18 protein-coding genes are annotated in these 23319 nt (G+C 73.2%); 4 read left to right on the top strand and 14 right to left on the bottom strand.

What is annotated here, in order from left to right; genetic code table 11:
- Positions 1-4: 4 nt before the first annotated feature.
- From L6E17_RS19340 to L6E17_RS19300, 9 genes are all read right to left on the bottom strand, one after another.
- Positions 5-811, bottom strand: a complete 807-nt coding sequence (locus L6E17_RS19340) for an HAD family hydrolase (RefSeq protein ID WP_236242132.1) — start codon at positions 809-811, stop codon at positions 5-7.
- 11 nt (positions 812-822) lie between these two features.
- Positions 823-2100 carry a serine--tRNA ligase gene (serS, locus tag L6E17_RS19335; protein WP_236241995.1) on the bottom strand — a complete coding sequence of 426 codons (1278 nt, stop codon included), beginning with the start codon at positions 2098-2100 and terminating at the stop codon, positions 823-825.
- A 1023-nt stretch (positions 2101-3123) separates the two neighbouring features.
- Complete coding sequence (gene pheA, locus L6E17_RS19330) at positions 3124-4062, bottom strand: prephenate dehydratase (RefSeq protein WP_236241994.1); 939 nt, start codon at positions 4060-4062, stop codon at positions 3124-3126.
- A 99-nt stretch (positions 4063-4161) separates the two neighbouring features.
- Positions 4162-5424, bottom strand: coding sequence for an iron uptake transporter deferrochelatase/peroxidase subunit (gene efeB / locus L6E17_RS19325; protein ID WP_236241993.1), 1263 nt, complete (start codon positions 5422-5424; stop codon positions 4162-4164).
- Between the two features lie 7 nt (positions 5425-5431).
- On the bottom strand, positions 5432-7543 hold the full coding sequence (locus tag L6E17_RS19320) for a copper resistance protein CopC (RefSeq protein WP_236241992.1): 2112 nt from the start codon (positions 7541-7543) through the stop codon (positions 5432-5434).
- Between the two features lie 20 nt (positions 7544-7563).
- Positions 7564-8049 carry a copper chaperone PCu(A)C gene (locus L6E17_RS19315; protein WP_236241991.1) on the bottom strand — a complete coding sequence of 162 codons (486 nt, stop codon included), beginning with the start codon at positions 8047-8049 and terminating at the stop codon, positions 7564-7566.
- Positions 8046-8747 (bottom strand): SCO family protein, encoded by a 702-nt coding sequence (locus L6E17_RS19310; RefSeq protein ID WP_236241990.1) that lies wholly within the window; start codon positions 8745-8747, stop codon positions 8046-8048. Before L6E17_RS19310 ends, L6E17_RS19315 begins: the two co-directional genes overlap by 4 nt.
- A 51-nt stretch (positions 8748-8798) precedes the next feature.
- The gene (locus tag L6E17_RS19305; protein WP_236241989.1) at positions 8799-9587 is read right to left on the bottom strand and encodes a YcnI family protein; all 789 of its coding nucleotides are present in this window, start codon (positions 9585-9587) and stop codon (positions 8799-8801) included.
- Between the two features lie 105 nt (positions 9588-9692).
- Positions 9693-10490 (bottom strand): hypothetical protein, encoded by a 798-nt coding sequence (locus tag L6E17_RS19300; RefSeq protein WP_236241988.1) that lies wholly within the window; start codon positions 10488-10490, stop codon positions 9693-9695.
- 182 nt (positions 10491-10672) lie between these two features.
- Between L6E17_RS19300 and L6E17_RS19295 the strand changes: the two genes are divergently transcribed.
- Positions 10673-11119 carry an ATP-binding protein gene (locus L6E17_RS19295; protein ID WP_236241987.1) on the top strand — a complete coding sequence of 149 codons (447 nt, stop codon included), beginning with the start codon at positions 10673-10675 and terminating at the stop codon, positions 11117-11119.
- A 354-nt stretch (positions 11120-11473) separates the two neighbouring features.
- Here L6E17_RS19295 and L6E17_RS19290 read toward each other — a convergent pair whose 3' ends face one another.
- Together L6E17_RS19290 and L6E17_RS19285 are read right to left on the bottom strand one after the other, a co-directional pair.
- Entirely contained in the window at positions 11474-12937 is a 1464-nt protein-coding gene (locus tag L6E17_RS19290) for an aminopeptidase P family protein (RefSeq protein WP_236241986.1), read from the bottom strand.
- Between the two features lie 382 nt (positions 12938-13319).
- A complete protein-coding gene (locus tag L6E17_RS19285; RefSeq protein ID WP_236241985.1) occupies positions 13320-14900 on the bottom strand; it encodes a PP2C family protein-serine/threonine phosphatase in 1581 nt (526 codons plus the stop codon).
- A gap of 979 nt (positions 14901-15879) precedes the next feature.
- Here L6E17_RS19285 and L6E17_RS19275 point away from each other — a divergent pair.
- Together L6E17_RS19275 and L6E17_RS31075 are read left to right on the top strand one after the other, a co-directional pair.
- Complete coding sequence (locus tag L6E17_RS19275) at positions 15880-16524, top strand: bifunctional DNA primase/polymerase (protein ID WP_236241984.1); 645 nt, start codon at positions 15880-15882, stop codon at positions 16522-16524.
- 863 nt (positions 16525-17387) lie between these two features.
- The gene (locus L6E17_RS31075) at positions 17388-17693 is read left to right on the top strand and encodes a hypothetical protein (protein ID WP_308315907.1); all 306 of its coding nucleotides are present in this window, start codon (positions 17388-17390) and stop codon (positions 17691-17693) included.
- A gap of 261 nt (positions 17694-17954) precedes the next feature.
- Here the strand turns inward: L6E17_RS31075 and L6E17_RS19265 are convergent, their stop codons facing one another.
- From L6E17_RS19265 to L6E17_RS19255, 3 genes are all read right to left on the bottom strand, one after another.
- Complete coding sequence (locus tag L6E17_RS19265) at positions 17955-18926, bottom strand: DUF5926 family protein (RefSeq protein ID WP_236241983.1); 972 nt, start codon at positions 18924-18926, stop codon at positions 17955-17957.
- A 486-nt stretch (positions 18927-19412) separates the two neighbouring features.
- Entirely contained in the window at positions 19413-20126 is a 714-nt protein-coding gene (locus L6E17_RS19260) for an ATP-binding protein (protein WP_374109092.1), read from the bottom strand.
- 134 nt (positions 20127-20260) lie between these two features.
- A complete protein-coding gene (locus tag L6E17_RS19255; RefSeq protein WP_236241981.1) occupies positions 20261-21067 on the bottom strand; it encodes a glycerophosphodiester phosphodiesterase in 807 nt (268 codons plus the stop codon).
- 761 nt (positions 21068-21828) lie between these two features.
- On the opposite strand from L6E17_RS19255, the gene L6E17_RS19250 reads away from it, so the two are divergent.
- Positions 21829-23004: a trypsin-like peptidase domain-containing protein gene (locus tag L6E17_RS19250; protein WP_308315906.1), complete on the top strand. Its 1176-nt coding sequence runs from the start codon at positions 21829-21831 to the stop codon at positions 23002-23004.
- The last annotated feature ends 315 nt before the right edge of the window (positions 23005-23319 follow it).

The following is a 23319-nucleotide window of genomic DNA, read 5'->3' as shown; positions in this document are numbered from 1 at the left end:
GGGCTCAGCGGGCGAGCAGTTCCTCCAGCACGAGCGCGATGCCGTCGGCGTCATTCGACGCGGTGACCTCGTCGGCGACGGCCTTCAACTCGTCGTGCGCGTTGGCCATGGCCACACTGTGCGCCGCCCAGGCGAACATCGGGATGTCGTTGGGCATGTCCCCGAACGCGATGGTGTCCGCGGCCTGGACCCCCAGGCGGCGGGCCGCCAGGGACAGGCCGGTCGCCTTCGTGAGCCCCATGGGCAGGATCTCCACGACGCCCGGACCGGCCATGACGACGTCCACCAGACCGCCGACGACCTGCCGGGCCACCGCCGCCAGGGAGTCGTCGTCCAGCTCTGGGTGCTGCAGGTACAGCTTGTTCAGCGGCGCGGCCCACAGATCGGCCGGGTTCTCGTACGGGACGTACGGCAGCGGTCCCTCCTGCACGAGGTAACCGGGCCCGACCAGCACCTCGCCGTCCAGGCCGTCGCGGCTGGCGGCCACCGCCAGCGGACCCGTCTCGGCCTCCAGCTTCGCCAGGGCGAGTGCCGCCAGCTGCCGGTCCAGGGTGACGGAGGTCAGCAGGCGGTGCTCACCGGCGTGGTACACCTGCGCGCCCTGCCCGCACACCGCGAGGCCCTCGTATCCCAGGTCGTCCAGTATGTGCCGGGTCCAGGGCACGGACCGGCCGGTGACGACGATGTGCACGGCGCCCGCCTCCATGGCGGCGGCGAGCGCGTCGCGCGTGCGCTGCGAGACCGTCTCGTCGGGCCGCAGCAGCGTCCCGTCGAGGTCGGTCGCGACGAGCCGGTACGGGAAGGGCCTCACGGGTGCGGTGCTCACCGGGCGACGGGCTCCAGCAGCTCACGTCCGCCCAGGTACGGGCGGAGGACCTCCGGGACCCGCACGGAGCCGTCGGCGAGCTGGTGGTTCTCCAGGATGGCCACGATCGTGCGCGGCACGGCGCACAGCGTGCCGTTCAGTGTCGCCAGCGGCTGCACCTTCTTCCCGTCGCGCATGCGCACGGACAGGCGGCGCGCCTGGAAGCTGTCGCAGTTGGACGCCGAGGTGAGCTCGCGGTACTTACCTTGCGTCGGGATCCACGCCTCGCAGTCGTACTTGCGGGAGGCGGAGGCACCCAGGTCGCCGGTGGCGACGTCGATCACCTGGAACGGCAGCTCAAGCGAGTTCAGCCACTGCTTCTCCCACTCCAGCAGCCGCTTGTGCTCGGCCTCGGCGTCCTCCGGCGCGATGTACGAGAACATCTCGACCTTGTCGAACTGGTGGACCCGGAAGATGCCCCGGGTGTCCTTGCCGTACGTGCCGGCCTCGCGCCGGTAGCAGGGGGAGAAGCCGGCGTACCGCAGGGGGAGCTTGTCGGCGTCGAGGATCTCGTCCATGTGGTACGCGGCGAGCGGCACCTCGGACGTGCCGACCAGGTAGAAGTCGTCCTTCTCCAGGTGGTAGACGTTCTCGGCGGCCTGGCCCAGGAAGCCGGTGCCTTCCATGGCGCGCGGCCGGACCAGGGCCGGGGTGAGCATCGGGGTGAAGCCGGCGTCCACGGCCTGGGCGATGGCGGCGTTGACGAGCGCGAGTTCCAGGAGGGCGCCGACGCCCGTCAGGTAGTAGAACCGCGAGCCCGACACCTTGGCGCCGCGCTCCACGTCGATGGCGCCCAGCGCCTCGCCGAGCTCCAGGTGGTCCTTGGGGGCGAAGCCCTCGGCGGCGAAGTCGCGGATGGTGCCGTGCGTCTCCAGGACGACGAAGTCCTCTTCGCCGCCGACGGGGACGTCCGGGTGGACGAGGTTGCCCAGCTGCAGCAGCAGGCGCCGTGTCTCCTCGTCGGCTTCGTTCTGCTCGGCGTCGGCGGCCTTCACGGCGGCGGCCAGATCGCCCGCCTTCTTCAGCAGCTCGGTCTTCTCGTCGCCGGCGGCCTTGGGGATCAGCTTGCCGAGCGCCTTCTGCTCGGAGCGCAGCTCGTCGAAACGGACGCCGGACGACCTGCGCCGCTCGTCGGCGGAGAGCAGTGCGTCGACGAGGTCGACGTCCTCTCCACGGGCGCGCTGGGAGGCGCGAACACGGTCGGGGTCCTCACGGAGCAGGCGAAGGTCAATCACCCCCCCAGGCTACCGGTGTGGACTCCCGCCACGGCACCGCATTGGATCGTGCGCGGCAATTCGTCCTGAATGCCGGTATTGAAGGCTCTTGCTGGGGGCGTGGTACAGGGTCGACCGGGAGGCGCGCGGAGCTCTTGTCCACAGTCCGCCGGAGGCTGCCCCCTGTTATCCACAGGCTGTGTGGATAACAGGGGCTCGGAAATCGATCCTGCGGAAAGCGGGGCGCACATCCTGTGTTTGCTTGATCAAACCCCTAGTATCCACTCATTTGAGTGGGAATTCCTCGCCCTAAGGGACTGATCTAAGGAAGTGAGGTGACGGGAGTGGGCATAGGGCGGCATAGGGGTGCCTGGGGTCACTACACCGATTTATCGACCTTGTCCCGATCGGCTCTGTCTGCTGCCGACGCGGGATATCGACTTGTCCCCAGGGAGAGAAGGCGCCCTGTGGATAACTCCGCGGAGCCCCGGTCGTCCGGCCGGTGGCGCTTCCCTGCTCCTGGTCCGAGGGGGCGCTCGTCCCCCCGCGCGACGGTCCGGCGGCCGGCCATGCGGCCGGCCCTGGGACTGGTCCGGGGACCTGTACGGGGACTGGAGGGCCCTACGGAGCCATGCCGGGTGGTCCCGCCCTGCGCCCGGGGCTGAGGGCCCCCGGCCCTGGCTTCGTCCGAGCCGGCACGATTCCGCCGCAGCGATGTCCGGGCCGCATCGCACGGCGCCGCAGCGGTGTCCGGGCCGCATCGCACGGCACCACACCGCACCGCACCGCCGCGTCCCGCCGCCGCAGGGTCCGCTACGGGCTATCCGCTGGTGTTCCTGCCCGAGCCGCGCTCCTTCGGTGCCATGTCCGAAGCCTCCGCCACGGCGTATCGGTGCGGAAGGGCGGCCTCCTCGCAGCCGCCCGCAGGTATGCCGCCCGCAGCCGCGCCGGAAGGTGGGCGACCCCACCGCAGCCGCGCCGGAAGGTGGGCGACCCCACCGCAGCCGCGCCGAAAGGCTCATGCCTCGCCGCCGCTGCCGGACGCTACGCGCCCCGGCCGTCCTGGCACCGCGCCAGCCAGTCCGCGGCAGCGGTGAAGTCCTGGTCCGACGTGCCTTCCCGCAGTGCACGCACCTGCTGCGGGGTGACCCCCGCCCGGGGGTACGAACCCAGGAAGCGCACCTTCGGGCAGATCCGCTTCAGCCCCATCAGCGCCTCGCCCACCCTGCGGTCAGAGATGTGGCCCTCCGCGTCGACAGCGAAGCAGTAGTTGCCGATCCCGGCGCCCGTCGGCCGCGACTGGATCAGCATGAGGTTCACACCCCGGACCGCGAACTCCTGCAGCAGCTCCAACAGGGCGCCCGGGTGGTCGTCGCGCAGCCAGATGACCATGGACGTCTTGTCGGCGCCGGTCGGCGCGGCCGGCCTCGCCGGACGCCCCACCAGGACGAAGCGGGTCTCCGCGTTCTCCGCATCGTGGATGTCGGTGACCAGCGCCTCCAGCCCGTACGTCGCCGCCGCGAACTCGCCCGCGAACGCCGCGTCGTACCGGCCTTCCTGCACCAGCCGCGCTCCGTCGGCGTTCGATGCGGCCGACTCCCATACGGCCTCCGGCAGATGGGTGCGCAGCCAGTTCCGGACCTGGGGCTGGGCCACCGGGTGCCCCGTGACGGTCTTGATGTCGGACACCTTCGTACCGGGGCGCGCCAGCAGGGCGAACGCGATCGGCAGCAGCACCTCGCGGTAGATCATCAGTGGCTCGCCCGACGCCAGCTCATCGAGAGTCGCCGTGACCCCGCCCTCCACCGAGTTCTCGATCGGTACGAGCGCGGCGGCCGCGTCGCCGTTCCTTACGGCGTCCAATGCCGCGGGCACCGAGACCATCGGCACCAGCTCCCGAGTCGCCGCCTCCGGCAGGGTGCGCAGAGCGGCTTCGGTGAAGGTGCCCTCGGGGCCGAGGTAGGTGTATCGCGTGGCCGACATACCGGTCACCCTAATGCGCCAGAGCATCCGGGGTCCGGCCTCCGGGCTTTCCGTTTCACGTGAAACAACGGCTCGGCGCGGTTTCACGTGAAACCGTCCTTACGCCTCCAGCAGCCGCTGACCGACGTACTCGCCTTCCGCGGGGCCTCCCGGGACGGCGAACAGGCCGCTGGCCTCATGCCGGATGAAGTCGGAGAGTGCATCGCCCCGGTCGAGCTTCCGCTGCACCGGAACGAAGCCCTTCAGCGGGTCGGCCTGCCAGCAGATGAACAGCAGCCCCGCGTCCGGTGCCCCGTCCGGGCCGATCCCGTCATGGAAGGAGAACGGCCGCCGCAGCATGGTCGCGCCCCCGTTCTGCTCCGGGGCCGAGATCCGGGCGTGCGCGTCGGCGGCGATGACAGGGCTGCCGTCCGGCCCCAGCTTGTCCAGGTCCGGCTCCGTGGTCTCCGTACCGCCCGTCAATGGTGCGCCGTCCGCCTTGCGCCGGCCTATGACGCCTTCCTGCTGCTTCAACGACAGCTTGTCCCAGTCGTCGAGCAGCATCCGGATGCGGCGCACGACTGCGTACGACCCTCCCGTCATCCACGGCTGCTCCCCGCCCGGTGCCACGAAGATGTGCCCGTCGAACCCGGGATCGGTCGGCTTGGGATTGCCGGTGCCGTCGACCTGGCCCATGAGGTTGCGGGTGGTCATGGGATGCGCGGTGGCCCCCGGCGAGCGGTTGAAGCCGTTCATCTGCCACCGGACGGCCGCCGCGCCGCCCGCTTCCTTCTGGAGGGTCCGCAACGCATGAAAGGCCACCAGTGCGTCGTCGGCACCGATCTGGACCCACAGGTCGCCGTTGGACCTCTTCGGGTCGAGTTGGTCCGCCGAGAACGCCGGGAGCGGATCCAGCTGCCGGGGCCTTCGAGGCGCCAGCCCCGTACGGTCGAAGAAGCTCGCCCCGAAGCCGAACGTGACGGTCAGCGAGCAGGGACCCGCGTCCCGGGCGACCCCGCCGTCCCCGTCGCCTACCGGTTCACCCGCCATCAGCCGCTCGGCCGCCGCCGACCAGCGGCGCATCAGCGCGGCGGCCTCCTTGCGGCCGGCTCCCGGCGCCAGGTCGAAGGCCAGCACGTGGCCGCACGCCTGCAGCGGCTGGAGAATGCCGGCCTGGTGGGCGCCGCGGAAGGGCACCCGGGCGGCACCGACGGTGGCCAGCGCGGCACCGTCCCCGCTGCCGGAGCCCCCGAAGGCCGCGTAGCCGCCCGCACCTGCGGCTGCGCCGACCACCAGGCCGGTGGCGCCTGCGGCACCGACGGTTCCGAGCAGCTTCCGCCGCGAGATCTGCAACGTGCCGTGGTTGTCGCTCGTGTCGTTCATGTGCGGGTCAGCCGATCTTGACGTTCTTGTCGATGGTGGTCTGGTCGATGTCGGACGTGCGCACGGTGACCCGGACGCGCCAGTCGCCGGGCATGGGCAGTTGGGCGGCCGTGGCCTGCCACTGCCCGGTCCCGGTGCGGTTCAGCTCGACGGGCAGCGGCCCGATCTCCTGCGCGTCGAGAGTGAAGGACACCTTCAGCTCGGGCAGGTCGCGGGGTTTGTCGCCCTTCCCCGTCACGAACACCCGCAGTGTGTTCCCGCCGGACCGGCCGGGGTCCAGGGTCAAGCGGACCGTTCCGACGCCGTCCGGCCCGCCTGTGTCGTACGGCAGGCGCACGTCCACCGGGCGGTCCGGTACGGCCGTCGAGGACACGGCCTTGGCCTGGTCGGCCTGTTCCTGGCTCCGGCCGGGTTCGGTCCCGGTCAGGGCGGTCGTCACGGCGAGGACGACGACAGCCACTGCGGCCTCGGTGACGACCGAGCGGCGCAGTCCGGCCCGGGCCGGATCCCCGTCCCGGAGGCGCTGCCGGCGGGCGGTGGCCACGGCCGCCCGCTGCCGGGCGAGCTGAGCGGCCCGCACGGGATCCTCGCCGCCCGGTGCGGACTCCCCACCGGTCCCGGTCCCGGTCCCAGTCCCGTCGCCGGTGCCGGACTCCCCGCCGGTGGCGGGAGGCTCCTCCGCGCCGGTCCCGCCGCCGGTACCGGGAACCTCGTCGAGCACGGCCGTCCTGCTCGTCCCGCTGCCGCGGTCCTCGCCTTGCCGCCGTTCGTGCGACGTGCCTGCCTGCTCGCGCAGACTCTCGACCCCGGCAGGTTCCTCCCGGAGCCGGGAGGACGGATCGGCCAGCAGGCCCGTCCAGCGCCGCGCCGCCCAGGCGACCGCGAGCAGGACGGCGATCAGCGCCACCTTGAGCAGCAGCAGCCGCCCGTACGCCGTGCCCGTCAGTGCCGACCAGGTGCCGACCTGCCGCCAGGACTGGTAGAGCCCGGTGACGGCCAGCACCACCACGGCTCCGAACGCGAGCCGCGAGAACCGCCGTACCGCCTCCCGCCCGATCCGCGGGGGTGCCGAGGCGTCACCGTCCGCCGCGGGCGAGGCGTACAGCGCGACCAGCAGCGCCGCGAGCCCGCCCAACCAGGCGGCCACGGCCAGCATGTGCAGCACGTCCACGGGCATCGCCACGCCCGGCTGGAGCCCTGTCGACGCGTGCTCCGACAGGGCCCAGGTCCCGGCCAGACCGGTCGCGACGACGGACCCGCCGACGGCCAGGCCGAAGCCCAGGTCCTTCTTCTTCTCCGCGTCCTGCCCCCGCCGTGCGTACGCCCCGAAGAGCACGGCGACGAACAGCGCCGCCGCACCCAGCAGGAGGAGCCGTGAGGACAGCGCCGCACCGGTCTTCGTGTCCAGGACCGACTGCAGCCCGCCGAGGTCCAGCGCGTCGCCCAGCTCACCCGATCCGGTGTACGGGTTCCGCAGGAGCAGCAGGGCCAGGGTGGCCGCCGTCAGCGTCACCCACCCGTACGCGACCAGCCGCTGCACGGGCCGGGACGCCGCGCCGCGCGGCCAGCAGGCCAGCACGAAGACGCCGCCGCCGACCAGCGCGGTGAAGCCCGCGTAGGACACGTACCGGCCGATGTCGTAGAGGACACCGACCAGTCCGCCGCCGGCCTGCTGCGCGGGCAGCGCGACCGCCGTCTCCGAAGGCGCCCCGATGGAGAAGGTGAACGCCCCGGAGATCGGGTGGCTGTCGGCGGACACGGCCTGCCACGCCACGGTGTAGGTGCCGTCCTTCAGCCCGGCCCGCAGGCCGACGCCGTACTGCACGACCGAGCCGCTGCACAGGTCCTGGAGCTCTCCGACGTCGGCACGCTTGCCGCTCGGTTCGAGCACCCGGATCGAGTTGTCGCCCATGGCGACCTGCTCGGAGAAGGTGAGGGTGACGCGCTGCGGCGCCGTGGCGACCACCGCCCCGTCCTTCGGGTCGCTGCCGGTCAGCGTGGAGTGCGCGGACGCCGCGCCCGACAGCACGGAGCCGAGCAGCGCCACGGTGAGCACCAGCAGCACCGGCAGCCGGGACAGGACCGGGAACGCTGTGAAGCGAGAGGCGGTGGCCGTCATCAGGTGGCTCCCTCAGTCCCTCAGTGGTGCTGCGCCGGGTTGTGGGTCCGGGCCTCGACGGGGACCTCCACGGTGATCGTGTCGGACTCCTTGAAGCGCAGCTCCACGCGGACCTTGTCGCCCTGCTTCAGCTCCCGCTTGAGCTCCATGAACATCAGGTGGTCGCCGCCGCGCTGCAGTTCCAGCGATCCGTTGGCCGGCACGTCGAAGGACGTCACCTGCTGCATCTTCTGGTCCTTCGTCTCGTGCAGCTGCACGTCGTCGGAGACGTCGCTCGTGACGGACGTGAGGGTGTCGGCGGCTCCTCCGGTGTTCGTGACGGTGAGGAAGCCGCCGGCCATGTCGCGGTTGACCGGCTCCGGTATGAAGGCGCCGCTGACCTTGAGCTCCGGGGCGCTGCCGCCGCCCGCCGACGCGTCGGCGGCGGAGCAGCCGCCCAGGGCGAGCCCGGAGACCAGGGCGAGCGCGGCGGCCAGGGAACGTGCGGGGGTGGTGCGGTGGTTCACGGGTTCTCTCCACGGATGAGCTTCGGCAGGTCTGCGGCGTACTCCTGGACGGAGGTGTCCTCGCCGTAGAGGACGTAGCCCTGGTCGGTCTTCGGTGAGAAGGCGATGACCTGCGCGCCGTGCATGGAGACGACCTTCCCCTCCTTGTCCTTCGTGGGCGGGTCGATGCCGATGCCCATCTTCCGGGCGCCGGCCTGGATGGTCGCGAAGTCGCCGCTGAGCCCGATGAAGGACGGGTCTCCGGCTGCGGGCAGCCACTTGGCCAGCTCGGCGGGTGTGTCGCGCTCCGGGTCGGTGGTGACGAAGACCACCTGGAGCTTGTCCCGGTCCACCTGCGGGAGCTCCTTCATCGCCGTGGCGATGTTGCTCATGGTGAGCGGGCAGACGTCGGGGCAGTGGGTGTAGCCGAAGTAGACCAGGGTCGGCTTGCCCTTGGTGCGCTCCCGCAGGTCGAACTGCTTGCCCGTGGTGTCCGTGAGGACGAGGTCCGGCTTGGCGAACGGCCGGTCCAGGACGGTGGCCGCCTTGGTGGCCGCCGGGGCGACGGACACGTCGGCGACCGGCTGGCCGCCCGGGGTCCGGGTGGTGCCGCAGGCGGACAGCGCCAGGGCGGCCGACGCCGTGACCAGCGCGGCCGTGAGCAGCGGGGAGCGCCGGGCCGCGCGGCGGGGCCGCGCGGCGCGGGTGAGCTTACGCATCGGGTTCTCTCTTCGAGGGTGCGATCGTCGGGTGCGGGGCCCGGCAGGACGTCATGCGGAGCGGCGGCGCCCGGCGAGGACGCCGAAGGCCACACCGGCGGCACCGACCAGGATGCCGACGATGCCGAGCACACGGGCCGTGGTGTCGCTCGCGTCGCCGGCGGAAGCCGCGGCCTGCTCGCCGCTGTCCGTCTTCTGCTCGTCGGCCGCGTGGTCGTCCGCCTTCTTCGCGTCCGACGCCGTGCCGTGGTGGCCTTCCGAGGCGGCCCCCAGCTTCAGGACGGGGGCGGGCGACTCCGGCTCGGGCCCGCCGTCCTTCGGCGGCTCCTCGATCCACCGGACGACCTCGTCGTTGTCGTACGTCTGGAGCGCCTTGAAGACGAGCAGGTCGGTGTTCTCGGGCAGGCGGCCCAGGGACACCGGGAACTGCTGGAACTGCCCGGGCGCGATCTTGGAGCCGTCGGCCGTCCACGTGATCTTGGACGGTGCCTCGGTGATCTTCTTGCCGTGCATGTCCAGCGGGGTGGTCAGCTTCGCCTTGTCGACCTTGACGGTCCAGCCGGGCACGGGCTGCGGCATCACGGAGGCGATGGGGTGGTCGGTGGGCAGGGTGACCTCGACCTTCACGGTGGAGGCGTTGTCCCGCTCGTTGGGCACCTTGAAGTTCACCGTGGCGAAGCCGCCCTTGGCGGCCTCTCCCTGCGGCTGGACGGTGACGTGGGCGTACGCGGAAGGGGACAGCAGCAGGACGGACGACGCGGCCAGCCCGCCGGCGACGGCGAGGCGGCCGGCCACCGCGAGGCGGCGGGAACGGCGTGAGGCGTTCGTGTTGGAGCTCATGGCTGAAGACACTCCACAAGTCGGGTAGCGGTGGGACGCCTGTGCGCACCGTGGAGACGGCATGCGGGTAGGCGTGGCGGCCCGCCCCCTGTCGGGCGGGTCGCGTCAGGCTGCGAGGTGGTATACGGCTGGGGGGCCGCGCCTGATCACCGTGTGGTGGAGTGCGTCCGCAGCGGTCGGCAGCGGGACGTCGTCGTCGCCGTGCGGAGCCCGCAGCACCGCGGTCGGCGCCGCGTGCGCCGCGCAGGCCAGGAGGCGTACGAGTACGAGGGCGGCGCGCAGGGACCGTACGAGGCCCTCGGCGGCGCCGCGCGCCGACCAGCGGGCCAGTCGGGCCAGGCGCAGCAGCGCCAGGTCACCGTGGCGCAGCAGCCAGCCCGAGACCAGCGCGGCCAGCAGGTGGCCCAGCAGCATCGCGAGGCTGGGCAGCGTCGCCAGCGACTGCGGGTCGACGGCCGCGGCCGTACCCGCCGCGGGAGAGGCGGCCGCGGCGGCCCGCTCCGGGTCCAGCCCCGCCGCCGTGATGATCCGGTGCGCTTCGCCCGGGGTCAGCCGGGCCGCACCGGCACCGCAGACCAGCCGGGCGGCTGCACGGATCAGGGCGTCGCCCCCGGATCCCGGGGTGCCCGCGGTGACGGAGGCCGCCGCGTGCTGCTGGCCCACGCCGAACACGGTGTGGAGCGCCAGTTGGCCGACGACGAGCGCGGAGGTGATGGCGGGAAGGGAGCGCTCGCGGCCCGTGAAGGGCAGGGCGAGCACGAAGACGGCGGCGAATCCTGCGCTCAGCGTCCACCACGGGACGGCCTCGCACGCGGCGAGCACATGGCCCAGCGCGGACAGCACGACGCAGACCGCGGTGAACACCGCGGCCCTCAGCAGTCGCGGACCGGTGAGCGCAGACATGGCCGGGCCATCATCCCACCACGCTCACGCCCTCCGTACGGCAGGTCCGCAAGGTCGGCTTTGCCGCCGGAATTCCCCCATACGTAGCCGGCCGAAAGGGGGATCGTCCGTCAACTCCACGCTTACTCGCCGCGTATGTGGCAATACGTACCGATATGTCGAGCCGCGGCAGGAGGCTGCGCATGAGCATCTGGTGGTCCCTCCATTTGCGGCGCGAGGCTGCGAGCGTTCCGCTCGCCCGGCGGCTGCTCCTCGGCACCATGGAGACCGCGGGAGTCGACCCGGACACGTCCTACGATCTGTCGCTGGCCCTCGGCGAAGCCTGCGCGAACGCCGTCGAGCACGGTGGCGAGGAGTCGGCGGAGTTCCGGGTGACCGCCTATCTGGACGGGGAGAAGTGCCGGATCGAGGTGGCTGATTCCGGTCCGGGTTTCCCGGTGGGCCCGCTTCATGCGGTCCCTCGGGAACCCGTACCCGGCGATGCGGAGAGCGGACGCGGCCTGCGCCTGATCGAAGAACTCGCCGACCACGTGCACTTCGGCAACAGAGCCGGCCGGGGCGGGGCTGTGGTGAGCTTCGACAAGATCCTCAAGTGGCGTCCCGGCGCGCCCCTGGCTCTGACGAGCTGATTCGGACGGGCCGGCGCTCACGAGTTGGTCCCGACGGGCTGAGGCTCACGAGTTGGTCCCGACGGGCCGGCCTGCGCCGGGGCGTCCCTCGCGAGCTGTTCCCGAGGGTCGGATGGCGACGAGGTGTGTCCCTCGCGGGCCGATCCTGACGGGCTGACTGTCATGACGGCTCGTGTTTCACGTGAAACGTCCCCCGCCGGGGCCGGCGGGGGACGTTTCGTGGCGCAGAACCGGGCGCGAGGCTCGCGTGGGGGGACCGACGCCCGTGAGGGACGCCGGTCCGGCGCGGTGCCGCGTCCGGGGGCCAGCCGGTGACGGCCGGTGCGGAGCCGCCCGGTGTGCTGGGCGGCGGCGTCAGGCCTTGAGCCGGGCCATCCACGCCTCGACCTCGTCGGAGCGGCGGGGCAGGTCCGCGGACAGGTTCCGGTTGCCGTCCTCGGTGACGAGGATGTCGTCCTCGATCCGGACGCCGATACCGCGGTACTCCTCCGGCACTGTCAGGTCGTCCGTCTGGAAGTACAGGCCCGGCTCGACCGTCAGGCACATGCCCGGCTCCAGCGTGCCACCGACGTACGCCTCCGTCCGGGCGGCCGCGCAGTCGTGGACGTCCATGCCCAGCATGTGGCCCGTGCCGTGCAGCGTCCAGCGGCGCTGGAGGCCCAGCTCCAGGACGCGCTCGACCGGACCCTCGACGAGACCCCACTCGACGAGCTTCTCGGCGAGCACGCGCTGGGCCGCGTCGTGGAAGTCGCGGAACTTGGCGCCGGGCTTCACCGCCGCGATGCCGGCCTCCTGCGCCTCGTACACGGCGTCGTAGATCTTCCGCTGGATGTCGGTGAACGCGCCGGAGATCGGCAGCGTCCGCGTGACGTCGGCGGTGTACAGCTCGGTGGTCTCCACTCCGGCGTCGAGCAGCAGCAGGTCGCCGGAGCGTACGGGGCCGTTGTTGCGGACCCAGTGGAGGGTGCAGGCGTGCGGGCCGGCGGCGCAGATGGAGCCGTAGCCGACGTCGTTGCCCTCGACCCGGGCACGGAGGAAGAAGGTGCCCTCGATGTACCGCTCGGAGGTGGCCTCGGCCTTGTCCAGGACCTTCACGACGTCCTCGAAGCCGCGGGCGGTGGAGGCGCACGCCTTCTCCAGCTCGGCGATCTCGAAGTCGTCCTTCACGAGACGCATCTCGGAGAGGAAGACCCGCAGCTCCTCGTCCCGCTCTGCCGTCACCTTGTCGGTGAGCGCCTTCTCGACGCCCGCGTCATGGCCGCGGACGACCCGGACGGGGCCGGTGGCCTCGCCGAGCTTGGCCGGCAGCTCACGGACGTCCCCGGTGGGGATGCCGTACAGCGTGGCGGCCTCGGTCAGCGAGTGACGGCGGCCCACCCACAGCTCGCCCTGCCCGGACAGCCAGAACTCGCCGTTCTCGCGGTTGAAGCGGGGCAGCAGGTACAGCGTCGCGTCGTGCCCGTCGCCCCCGCTCCTCGGCTCCAGCACGAGGACGCCGTCCTCCGTCTGGTTGCCGGTGAGGTACGCGTACTCGGTGGCGGCGCGGAAGCTGTACTCGGTGTCGTTCGACCGGGTCTTCAGGTTGCCGGCGGGGATGACGAGGCGCTCGCCGGGGAAGCGGGCGGACAGCGCCGCCCGGCGGTCGGCGGTGTGCGCTGCCTGGGCGACAGGCTCCAGGTCGCGCAGCTCGGTGTCGGCCCAGCCCGACTTCATGTTCGCCGCGAGTTCGTCGGACACGCCCGGGTACAAACCGTTCTTGCGCTGCTCGATCGGCTCTTCTTCGCTCTCCGGGGTCTCCGGCGTGAGCTCCTCGGCCACGGGTCCGCCTCCTTGGGTCGATGAAAACAGAACCCCCATCTCATCGTACGGGCGGGTGGAAGGGGCACTGTCGGCGGACCGCGGCCGGAACACGCGGCAGCACGTGCCCCCCGGGCCGGCCGGAACCCGCGGCGGCGGGCGCCGCCCGCCGGACCGGCAGGACCCTCCGGCGGCGGGTGCCGCCTGCCGAGCCTCGCGGTACGGGCGAACCCGCCGCGGCCGGGGTGGCTGCCCGAGGGCGCAGCGGCTGCGTAGGCGACCACCCGAGGATCGCCGCGTCCGCCGCGTCCGCCGCGTCCGCCGCGTCCGCCGCGGACGGTGGGCGGCAGGGGCGCCCGCGAGGGCCGTACGCAGGGACGGCCCCCCGGCGGGTGCGCGCGTGTCAGTCGAAGAGCGCGGCCAGCATCACCACGTCCTCGGTGGGCTCGCCGGCCTCACCCGGGCCGGCCGCTTTGCCGAGCGCCTCGGGCAGGACCGTCCGCAGGACGTGGTCCGCGACCGCCTCCGGTTCGGCGCGGTCGGCCTTCGGCACGCTCGCCGCCGCCGCGTGCAAGCGGGCGAAGGCCCGGTCCACCGGTCCGCCGATCCTCCGCAGCAGCCCGTCCGTGTAGAGTAGCAGCGTCTCGCCGGGCTCCACGACGAGCTCCACACTCGGTGCCTCCCAGCAGGAGAGCATGCCGAGCGGTGCCGACAGCGACGTCTCGACGTACTCCGTCCGCCGGGCGCCGACCACCAGCGGCGGGGCGTGCCCGGCCCCGGCCAGCACGAGTCTGCGCAGGGCGGGCTCGGCGTACGCGAAGAGCGCCGTCGCGGAGCGTGCGGGCTCGGTGAGGCGCAGCAGCAGCTCCAGGTCGGACAGGACGGCGACCGGGTCCTCCCCTTCCATGACGGCGTAGGCCCGCAGCGAAGCCCGCAGCCGACCCATCGCGGCCAGTGCGCTCGGCCCGGAGCCGCAGACCGAGCCGACGGCCAGCCCGAGGGCGCCTTCCGGCAGCGCCAGCGCGTCGTACCAGTCGCCGCCGCCCTCGGAGCCGGGCACGTGGCGCCCGGCCAGCCGGACACCGGGTACACGGGGCAGCCTGCTGGGCATGAGTTCTTCCGCCAGCGTCGCGAGCTGGGCCCGGCCGCGCTCCAGCTCCAGCAGGCGGGCCAGGTGCTCGGAGGCGTACTGGCCGTAGAGGCCGACGAGGTGGCGGCGGCGTTCGGTCGGCTCGGCGGGTTCGTCGTACAGCCACACGGCGGCGCCGAGCCTTCCGCTGCCGTCGGTGACGAGCGGTACGGCGTAGCTCGCGGCGAAGCCGAGACGTGCGGCGACCTCGCGCTGCCGCGGGTCCAGGTCCTCGTCCCCGAGCAGGTCCGGCACCGAGACGGAGCGGGGCGGCTTGCCGGGCGCGTGCTCCCGGCCGCCGCTGTCGCCGTCGGCGGCCCTGGCGGGTGGCAGGCCGTCCAGGATGCGTCCGTAGGACGTGGCGCTGCGCGGGACGGTCTCGATGGTGCCGAGTTCGGCGTGGGCGAGTCCGAGGCCGATCGTCGCGCGGGGGCCGTGCCCGTCGGCGGGTTCGAGCACGGCCATGCCGCGGCGGGCACCGACGAGTGCGGCGCCAGCCCGCAGCACTTCGTGCAGGGCGTCGTCGAGCGTGCCGGTCCTGGCGAGCCGCTCGGTCAGTTCGTGCAGGGTGGTGAGGTCGGAGACCCAGCCTGCCAGCCGGTCCTGGATCAGGGTGCCGGGTGCGGGAGCCGCGGCGGGGATGCCCGGGAGAGGCGTTGCAGTGTGCGCAGGAGCGGGAACCGTCGGATCGATTCCAGCCACTTTCGGCAGGTGAGGGGTGCTCATGGCAGCCGGCTTCCCGGCTGTGTCTCTTTGCTCAATAGCATCGCAAACCCCCATGTCAATCCGCATGTCATGCTGCGCCGCTATCACTGCATCCACATGTACACGCACTGGGAAGGGGATGTCCAGCATTGTCCAGCGGGACGCGTGGTGTTTGTGCGATGCTGAACTTGGCCAAAAATTAGCCCCGATGGGGAGGTTTTGCGGTCGACTGAGCGCGTTCGGCAAGGGGGCACCACCCGGGGCGACACCACACCGACTCGGGCGGAGCGTCATTCCGGACGTGCGGGGTACGTAATCGTTGGTGGCCAGGGGAAGTTGGGGCCGGCCCGGAACCCGGCGGGAAGGCCTCGCGTCCTCATCACCGAGAGCGCGCCCCGTCCTGGCGGACGGAAGACGATTCGCCTCGCGCGCGCCACCCCTCGCCAAGCGCTAAACGGACTCAGCCGACGCTCTGCCCCTGGCGGTGTTGCCTGCCGCGCCGGAAGCGGGATTCCCCGTGCCGCCTCCGGGTGGCAGGGGCGGTGATGCGCCGCCTCGTACGCACAGTGAAGTAATGCGCACGTGTTGTGATCTGGACCTCGGCGTTCAACGGAAAGGAACGAGCGCTCATGCGCGAGATCCTCGGAAGGCGACGCAGGCTCCTGTTCGGGCGGAAAAAGGGCCCTGACCACCGTGAAGCGGCGCTGCTCTGCGCCACCCGGTGGCACTGGCCCGTCCTCCCCGGAGTGGGGCTCAAGGCGGCGGAGGCAACGGAGTCAGCGAACGCGAAGGAGCCGGCGAAGCCGGCGCAGGCGAACCGGCCCGCGAAGACGTCCCGAGGTGCGCGGACGCCCTGGGGGGCGGAAGCGACCGGAGCGCCCGGAGCGACCGAAGGGCCCGCCGGGCCGGAAGCACCCGGAGTGGCAGGGGCGGCGGAAGCGCCTCGCGGGGCGGAAGCGAACGGAGCGACGGGACCGGCGGAGGCGGCGGAAGCGCCTCGCGGGAGGCATGCGACCGGACCGGCAGGAGGCACGGAAGCGGCTCGTGGGACGGAAGCGCCTGGAGCGGTGAGCGCGCACGGAGCGGCGCAAGCTCCTCAGGCGGGCAGGGAGCGGCGGGCCGGCAGGCAGTGGCGGGCAGGCAGGGAGCGGCGGGACGCCGAGGCGCCCGGGCTGCCGACGGCCGCCCGGGAAGAGGCGCGGGGGCGGCGGAGGGTGCACGGCGGCCCGTCTGCGCCTGCCCCGACCCTGAATGCGTGGTTCCCGGAGCGCACCCCTTCGACCCCGGGCTCCTGGCGGCCACCACCGACCCCCGCATGGTCCGATGGTGGTGGACCCAGCGGCCGGACGCGCCCGTCCTCCTCGCGACCGGAGGCCGCGCGCCGTGCGCGGTGAGCCTGCCCGCCGCCGCCGGTGCCCGCGCCCTCGCCGTACTCGACCAGCGCGGCCTGCGGGTCGGCCCTGTCGTGGCGACCCCCACGCGCTGGTCGCTCCTGGTCGCGCCGTACGGCCTGGAACGCCTCGGCGAGCTGCTGTACGCGCTGGACCGGGTGCCCAGCTCGCTGCGGTTCCACGGGGAGGGTGGCTACCTGGTGCTGCCGCCGTCCGAGACCGGCACGGGCGGCGTGCGGTGGGAGCGGCCCCCGGTCGCGGGCACCGCGCCCCGGGCCGGCGCTGGCACGGGGCCATGGCTGCCGGAGGTCGAGTCGGTGGTCGACGCCCTCGTCGAGGCGAGCGCGAGCGTGCCGGACGTCGGCAGCCGCCTCAGGTACTGAAGGCACCGGCACCGGCGGCTCCGCCCGCGCCCCTGCCTTCCGCGCCGGCTGTGTGGATAGGCGCGCCGTCTTGGTACCGGCTCCGTCGGTAGGCGCTGGGGGCGCGCGACGGCCGGGTCCTGGGCGGCGAACGTGCCGTGGGGCGCGCGGACCGGCTTCCGGGCCGGGCCTGGCGCGCTGCGTGACGGCCGGGCCCTGCACGGACCGCCCCCTGCACGGACCGCCCCTTGTACCGGCCGTCCTCTATAAGGGCGGGCCCCCACAGAGGCCCGCCCTTATAGAGGACGGCGGTGCCGAAGCGTCGGCGTGCGGACGCGAGGTCACTCGTACGAGTGTGTACGCAGGCCTCCTTGTACGGAGAACGGGCGCGCGGCGCGAAGGGCGCGGGTCTTTCGCCGCTATGGTCGGCGCACCGTCGCAACCCGGAAGACACTCCATGAACCTGCGCATGACCGGTCTGGGCGCGGCCGTGGCCGTCGCCGCGCTGCTGCCCTTCGTGGCGACCGCCGGACCTGCCGCCGGCCCCGAAGGGGCGGCTCTCGCCGTCGACGGCGGGCCCGGCCCTGCGATCCGCCCGATGGCGCCTCTGCCCGTCCCGCTGTCCGGAGCGGGTGCGGGGCCCGGGCGGCGGCGGCGACACCCAGGCACCCGAAGGCCGTGCCGCGGGCGGGTCCGGCAGGGTGGCGGGGGCTCCCGGCGGTTCCCCCGCACCGTCCCACCCGGCCTCGGCGCCCGGTGCGTCGTCCGGCGCGCCGCTTCTGGCCGAAAGTGACGGTCGTCAGGGTGTACGGCCTTCCGGCGCGGCGGGCGGCCCCCAGGGGCGTGCCGCCCGCTGCGGCCCCCCGTTGGTCTCGCCCGGCGGTGTGGAAGCCCAGACGTGCGTGCTCACCGAGGGCGCGGAGACGTGGGGCCGTACTTACTACCGCAACACCAGCGGTGAGGCGCTGCGTGCCGTCCTCAGCCTCATGGGGCCGGCCGGGCGCACGGTGCGCACGCACTGCGCGATTCCTCGGGGCGACGAGCCGGGTGCGTGCGAAACCCCACGTGAGAAAGGCCGCGGACCCATCGAGGAGTATGTCGCGGTCGCCGAGTTCGCGTCCGATGGCGACCCCGAGAGCCCGCTGTTGCTGCGCTCCGGCAGCAACCCTGCTCCGCCGCCGCGAAGTTGACGAATGCAACGACCTGGCAAGGCGGCGGGCGGAAGATCGGATTCCGGATCCAATGGAGAAACCCGGTCGCTGGCGACGGGGGATGCACCAGCGACCGGGCTTCCAGAACGGTAACAAGAGATCCGCGGTTCGCAAATTCGATCTCTCTTATTCGGACAGCTATTTACCCGTCGGTACGGGTAGGTCGAGCCGCCCGGACGGCAGGCTGAGAGGGCGTCGCGGCGGAGCCCCCTCGCGCCTTCCGGCCGGGCCGCGGCCGACTCAGCTGAGGGTCACCTGACGGTTCGTCAGGCCACCCCGCGCCCGACGCTCGTCCGCGGTCAGCGGCGCGTCCGAAGCGAGTGCGCCGGCCAGCCGCTCCGCGAACTCCGCGGCGGGCTTCTCGCAGTCCTCGGCGGTCATGGCGCTCGGCAGGTCCCACACCGGGACGACCAGTCCGTGGGCCCGGAACGACCCGACGAGGCGGGTGCCCTCGCCCAGCGACGACGTGCCGGCGGAGTGCAGCCGGGCCAGCGCGTCGAGCAGGTCCTCCTCCGGGTGCGGCATCACCCAGCGCAGGTGGTTCTTCTCGGGCGTCTCGCACCAGTACGCCGCGTCCACGCCCGACAGCCGCACGGTCGGGATGGCGGCGGCGTTCGCCCGCTCCAGGGAGGCGGCCACCTCCGGGGAGGCGCTGTCGGCGGAGTCCGGCACCCAGAACTCGAAGCCGGAGTGGACGGTCGGCTCGAAGCCGGCGTCGCCGTCCAGCAGGTCCTGGAGGCGCGGGCCGTCGGCCGGGACCCTGCGGGCCGCGACCGGCGAGCCCGGCTGGACGGCCAGGGCGCGCTGCAGCGTGTCCGCCATGTCACGGCTGAGGTCGCCGGAGGAGGTGTCGTTCTGCAGCGCGAGGAGCACGGAGCCGTCGTCGCGGCGCAGGGCCGGCCAGGCCATCGGCAGCACGGTGGCCAGCGTCACGGACGGCACCCCCTCGGGAAGCCCGCCCTTGAGGTGCAGCGGGGCGGTCGCGGCGGGGACCAGCTCGCGCAGCGCGACCCAGTCGCACTCGCCGGGCAGGCCCTCGAACGGACGCTGCACCAGTTCGGTCGCCGCGTGCGCGGCACCGCGGCCGTGGCAGGCCTTGTAGCGGCGGCCCGAACCGCAGGGGCAGGGCTCACGGGCGCCGACGACCGGCACCTCCCCGTCCGTCACCTGTGGCTTGCCGGCGGCCTTGGTCTGGGGGCGCTTCTTGGCCATGCGAGGGTTCTCCCGTTGGAACGCGATGCTGTGTCGGCCGCGAGCCTAGCCCCACCGGGCCGCCGAGGCGCCAGCCGACGCTGCGACGCCATGACGGCGCGAAGCCGCGACGCAATGACGCTGCGGCGCCATGAGGGGCGGACGGCGGCCGGATACGTATTCGGGGGCGAAGCCCGGGCGGCGGGGTGGCAGGCGGGCCGCTGCTTGGGCGGTGGGCGATGGGCCGTGGGCCGGTGACCGGGCTGCGCGGTGCGCCCCCTGGCCTCGGCCGCAGCCTGGCAGGCCCGCGACGGGGCTGCGCGGTGCACCCGTGGTCTGTCGGCGGTGTTCGTGCAGCCGCCCGTTGCCTTACGCGCCCTACAAGCCTTACACCCGCCGTACGAGCCGTACACCCGCCGTACGAGCCGTACGCGCGCCGTACGAGCCGTACGCGCGCCGTACGAGCCGTGCGCGCGCCGTTCGAGCCGTACGCACGCCGTTCGAGCCCTACGAGCCGAAGGCCCCGTACGAGTCCCAGGCGTCGCACGCGCCGTACGTGCCGATGTCCTCGTACGCGCCGAGCAGCCCCAGGTCTCCGTCCCGCGGTGCCGACCGGGTCGGCGTGTCGCCGGTGTCAGGGCCGGGTACGGGCGTGGTGACCTGGCGGGACCTGCCGTTGCGCGGTACCCCGTTCCGTGGCGTACCGTTGCGTGGGCCGACCCCAACTCCCGTACCGTCGGCGCCCGTTGGTGTGACGCGCGTAGCGAGAGGGTCATGCCGAGGCACCGTTCCGGTGACCAGGACCCACACCGTGACTTCGCCGCCGGCGCCGTCCCGCACGCCCCAGTCCTGGGCGAGCGCGCTGATGATGTTCAGCCCCCGGCCGCCGCGTGCGGTGACGGAAGGGGTGGAGGGGACCGGGCGGGTGGGACCGCCGCCGTCCGTCACCTCGACGGTCAGGGCGCCCTGGTCGTCGACCCGCCAGGCGGCCCGCACGGCGCCGTCACCGACGTCGGCAGCGTCCAGCGGTCTGCCATGCCGGCAGGAGTTGCTGAGCAGTTCGGAGAGGATCAGTACGGCGTCATCGACGACGGACTCGGCGACCCCGCCGCGGCGGAGCTCCTTGCGCATCCGGCTTCTCGCCTCGCCCACGCCCGCAGGGCCGTGGGGTACGGCCATGCTCGACGACGTCGGCACTTCCTGTGCCACCACCAACGCCACCCCCGAGACCTCCTTCGCCCCACGCCACGGTGTGGATGCCCCCTTGGTCTGGGCCGGAAACCGGTCAGTCCGCATACAGTGACGCATTCGACACACAGGGATACGGAGCGAACGCGCCGGAGCACTCCATGTAACTACTGGGGTGTACGACCCAGTTGGGACAGGACGTGTTTGGGGCGATTCGTGATGATCGCGTCCACGCCCAGGCGGACGCACAGCTCCACGTCCTCCGGCTCGTCGACCGTCCACACATGAATCCGGTGCCCCGCCCGCTGGAGGCGTGCCACGTACGCGGGGTGGTTCCTGATGATCCTCACGGACGGCCCCGCGATCCTGGAGCCGGCCGGCAGGCGCCCGTCGCGCAGCAGCGGCGAGAGGAACTGCGTGAGGTAGACGGTGGGCAGGGTCGGCGCGGCCGCGGTGACGCGGTGCAGCGAGCGGGCGGAGAAACTCATGATCCGTACGGACGAGTCGTCCGGCGTCGCCGGGTCGGCCAGCCCGAACCGCCGCAGGAGCTGCACCAGCCGCTCCTCGACCTGTCCGCGCCAGCGGGTCGGGTGCTTGGTCTCGACGGCGAGCTCGACGGGCCGCCCCGCGTCGGCGACCAGCTCCAGGAGCCGTTCGAGGGTGAGGACGGAGGTGTACTCGGGGTCGCCCCAGTCAGGGCTCTCCCGCGCGTCCTTCCACGAGCCGAAGTCGAGCGCCGCAAGATCGGCGAGTTCCAGGCTGGAAACCGCCCCGCGGCCGTTGGAGGTGCGGTCGACGCGCCGGTCGTGCACGCAGACGAGGTGGCCGTCCGCGGTGAGCCGCACATCGCACTCCAGGGCGTCCGCCCCGTCCTCTATGGCCTTCACGTAGGCGGCGAGGGTGTGTTCCGGCGCGTCCTCGGACGCGCCGCGGTGGGCGACCACCTGGATGGTGTGCGGGCGTGTGTGGGTCACCGCGTCATGGTGCCACCTTTGCACGGCCCTCTGGCAGGCAGTCTGGATTATCCGGGATGTCCGTAGATAAGGGAGACGCGGTGGACGCACAGGTCCCGCTTACAGTGGCCTGACGAGCTGTGGGAAAAGCTGGGTACGGACCGCGTGACGATGCCGCCGCGGCCCCCCGCCCCCAGACGACGACGTGGACAGACGCGGAAACCGAGGAGAGACGAGCTGTGAGCACCGAGAACGAGGGCACTGCGGTCCCGTCCGCCCCCGACGCCCCGCCGGAGGCTCCCTCACAGGCGGCCGCTCCCGCCCCGGCAGGCTCGGAACAGGCCCCCGCGGCACCGGGCGCCCCCGACACGACCCCGGCGGCCGGGGCCCCCTCGGGCCCTGGCGTCCCCGAACCGGCCCCGACGACCCCCGCCCCGCCCGCAACCCCCGCCCCGCCCGCAGCGTCGGCCGGTGCCGACCGGCCCGCACCCGGACGTACCCCGGACGCCCCGGCCCGCGACCACGGCACCACTGCACCCGCGCACCAGCCGACTCCGCCCACCGGCGCCTCCGCGTCCGCGCCCGGCCCGGAGGCCGGCCACGCGCCCGGCCCAGAGGCCGCCATGCGCCCGGTCACGTGCCGGCGCACCCGGGGGCGGCCGCGCCCCGCCGCCGCCGGTACCGCCGGCCCTCCCCCGTACGGTCCCGACGGCGGCGCGTACGGCTGGGGCGCGCACCCGCAGGGCGGGGCGCAGGACGCGGCCGCCCACGGTGCGACGGCCATGGGCACGCCGCCCGGTGCCGTACCGGGTACGACCGCCCCCGCCCAGCCGCGGAAGCGTTCCGGCGGCCTCATCGCCGCCGTCCTGGCCGCCGCCCTCCTCGCGGGCGGCGTCGGCGGCGGGATCGGCTACTGGGCGGCGGACCGCCAGGGCGGCTCCACCGGCGGCTCCACCGTGGCAGCGGCCGGGGAGGCGCCCGCCGACTTCAAGCGCGACCCCGGCACGGTCGCCGCCGTGGCGGCCCAGGCGCTGCCGAGCGTCGTCACGATCGAGGCGAAGTCGGGCCCGGAGGGCCAGGGCGGCGGCACCGGCACCGGCTTCGTCTACGACAAGGAAGGCCACATCCTCACCAACAACCACGTGGTGGCCTCGGCGGCGGATGGCGGCAGGCTCCGGGTGACGTTCCCGGACGGCAAGAAGTACGAGGCGGAGGTCGTGGGCCGGGCACAGGGCTACGACGTGGCGGTGCTGAAGCTGCGCGACGCGCCCGCCCAGCTCGCCCCGCTGCCGCTGGGCGACTCCGACAAGGTCGCGGTCGGCGACTCGACGATCGCGATCGGTGCGCCGTTCGGCCTGTCCAACACGGTGACGACGGGCATCATCAGCGCCAAGAACCGCCCGGTGGCCTCCAGCGACGGTTCCGGCAGCCGCAGCTCGTACATGAGCGCCCTGCAGACGGACGCGTCGATCAACCCCGGCAACTCCGGCGGCCCGCTGCTGGACGCGCGGGGCGCGGTCATCGGCATCAACTCGGCGATCCAGTCGCCCGGCTCGGGCCCGCTCGGCCAGGCGCAGGCGGGGTCGGTCGGCCTGGGCTTCGCGATCCCGATCAACCAGGCGAAGTACGTGGCGCAGCAGCTCATCAGGACCGGCCAGCCGGTGTACCCGGTGATCGGCGCCACGGTGAACATGGCGGAGAAGGGCCAGGGCGCCAGGATCGTCGAGGACGGCGCGAGCGGCTCGCCGGCGATCAGCCCCGACGGCCCGGCGGCGAAGGCCGGACTGCGGCCGGGCGACGTGATCGTACGGTTCGGCGACCGGGAGATCGACAGCGGACCGACGCTGATCAGCGAGATCTGGACGCACCAGCCGGGCGACACGGTGGCGCTGACCTACGAGCGCGACGGCAAGAAGCAGGAGGTCAAGGTCACCCTGGGCGAACGCAAGGGGGACTGACGCCGCACTCGCCGCGGCGCCTTCCGCAACGGGGCGCCCGTGCGAGGCCCGAGGCCGGGCCTCGCACGGGCGGCTGCTCTGACGACGCTGACGACGGGGCTGCTTCCGCCCGCCACGGGGGTTCGTTCCGCCACGGTGGCTGTTCCGAGGGCGGGGCCCGTCCCGCCACGGCGGCTCTTCCCGCCGGGGCGGCTCTTCCCGCCGCGGGGTGCCCCTCCACCAGGGCGGCGCTCCCGTACGGGAGGCCAGGCCCCGGTGTCCACACGGACGCCGGGGCCTCGTCGTCGGCACGAGGAACCCGCTGCGAACGGGGGC

Origin of the sequence: Streptomyces sp. CC228A (genome assembly GCF_021390935.1) — a bacterium.
In the GTDB taxonomy this organism is placed as follows: domain Bacteria; phylum Actinomycetota; class Actinomycetes; order Streptomycetales; family Streptomycetaceae; genus Streptomyces.
This window is presented reverse-complemented; position numbering and strand designations above follow the sequence as displayed.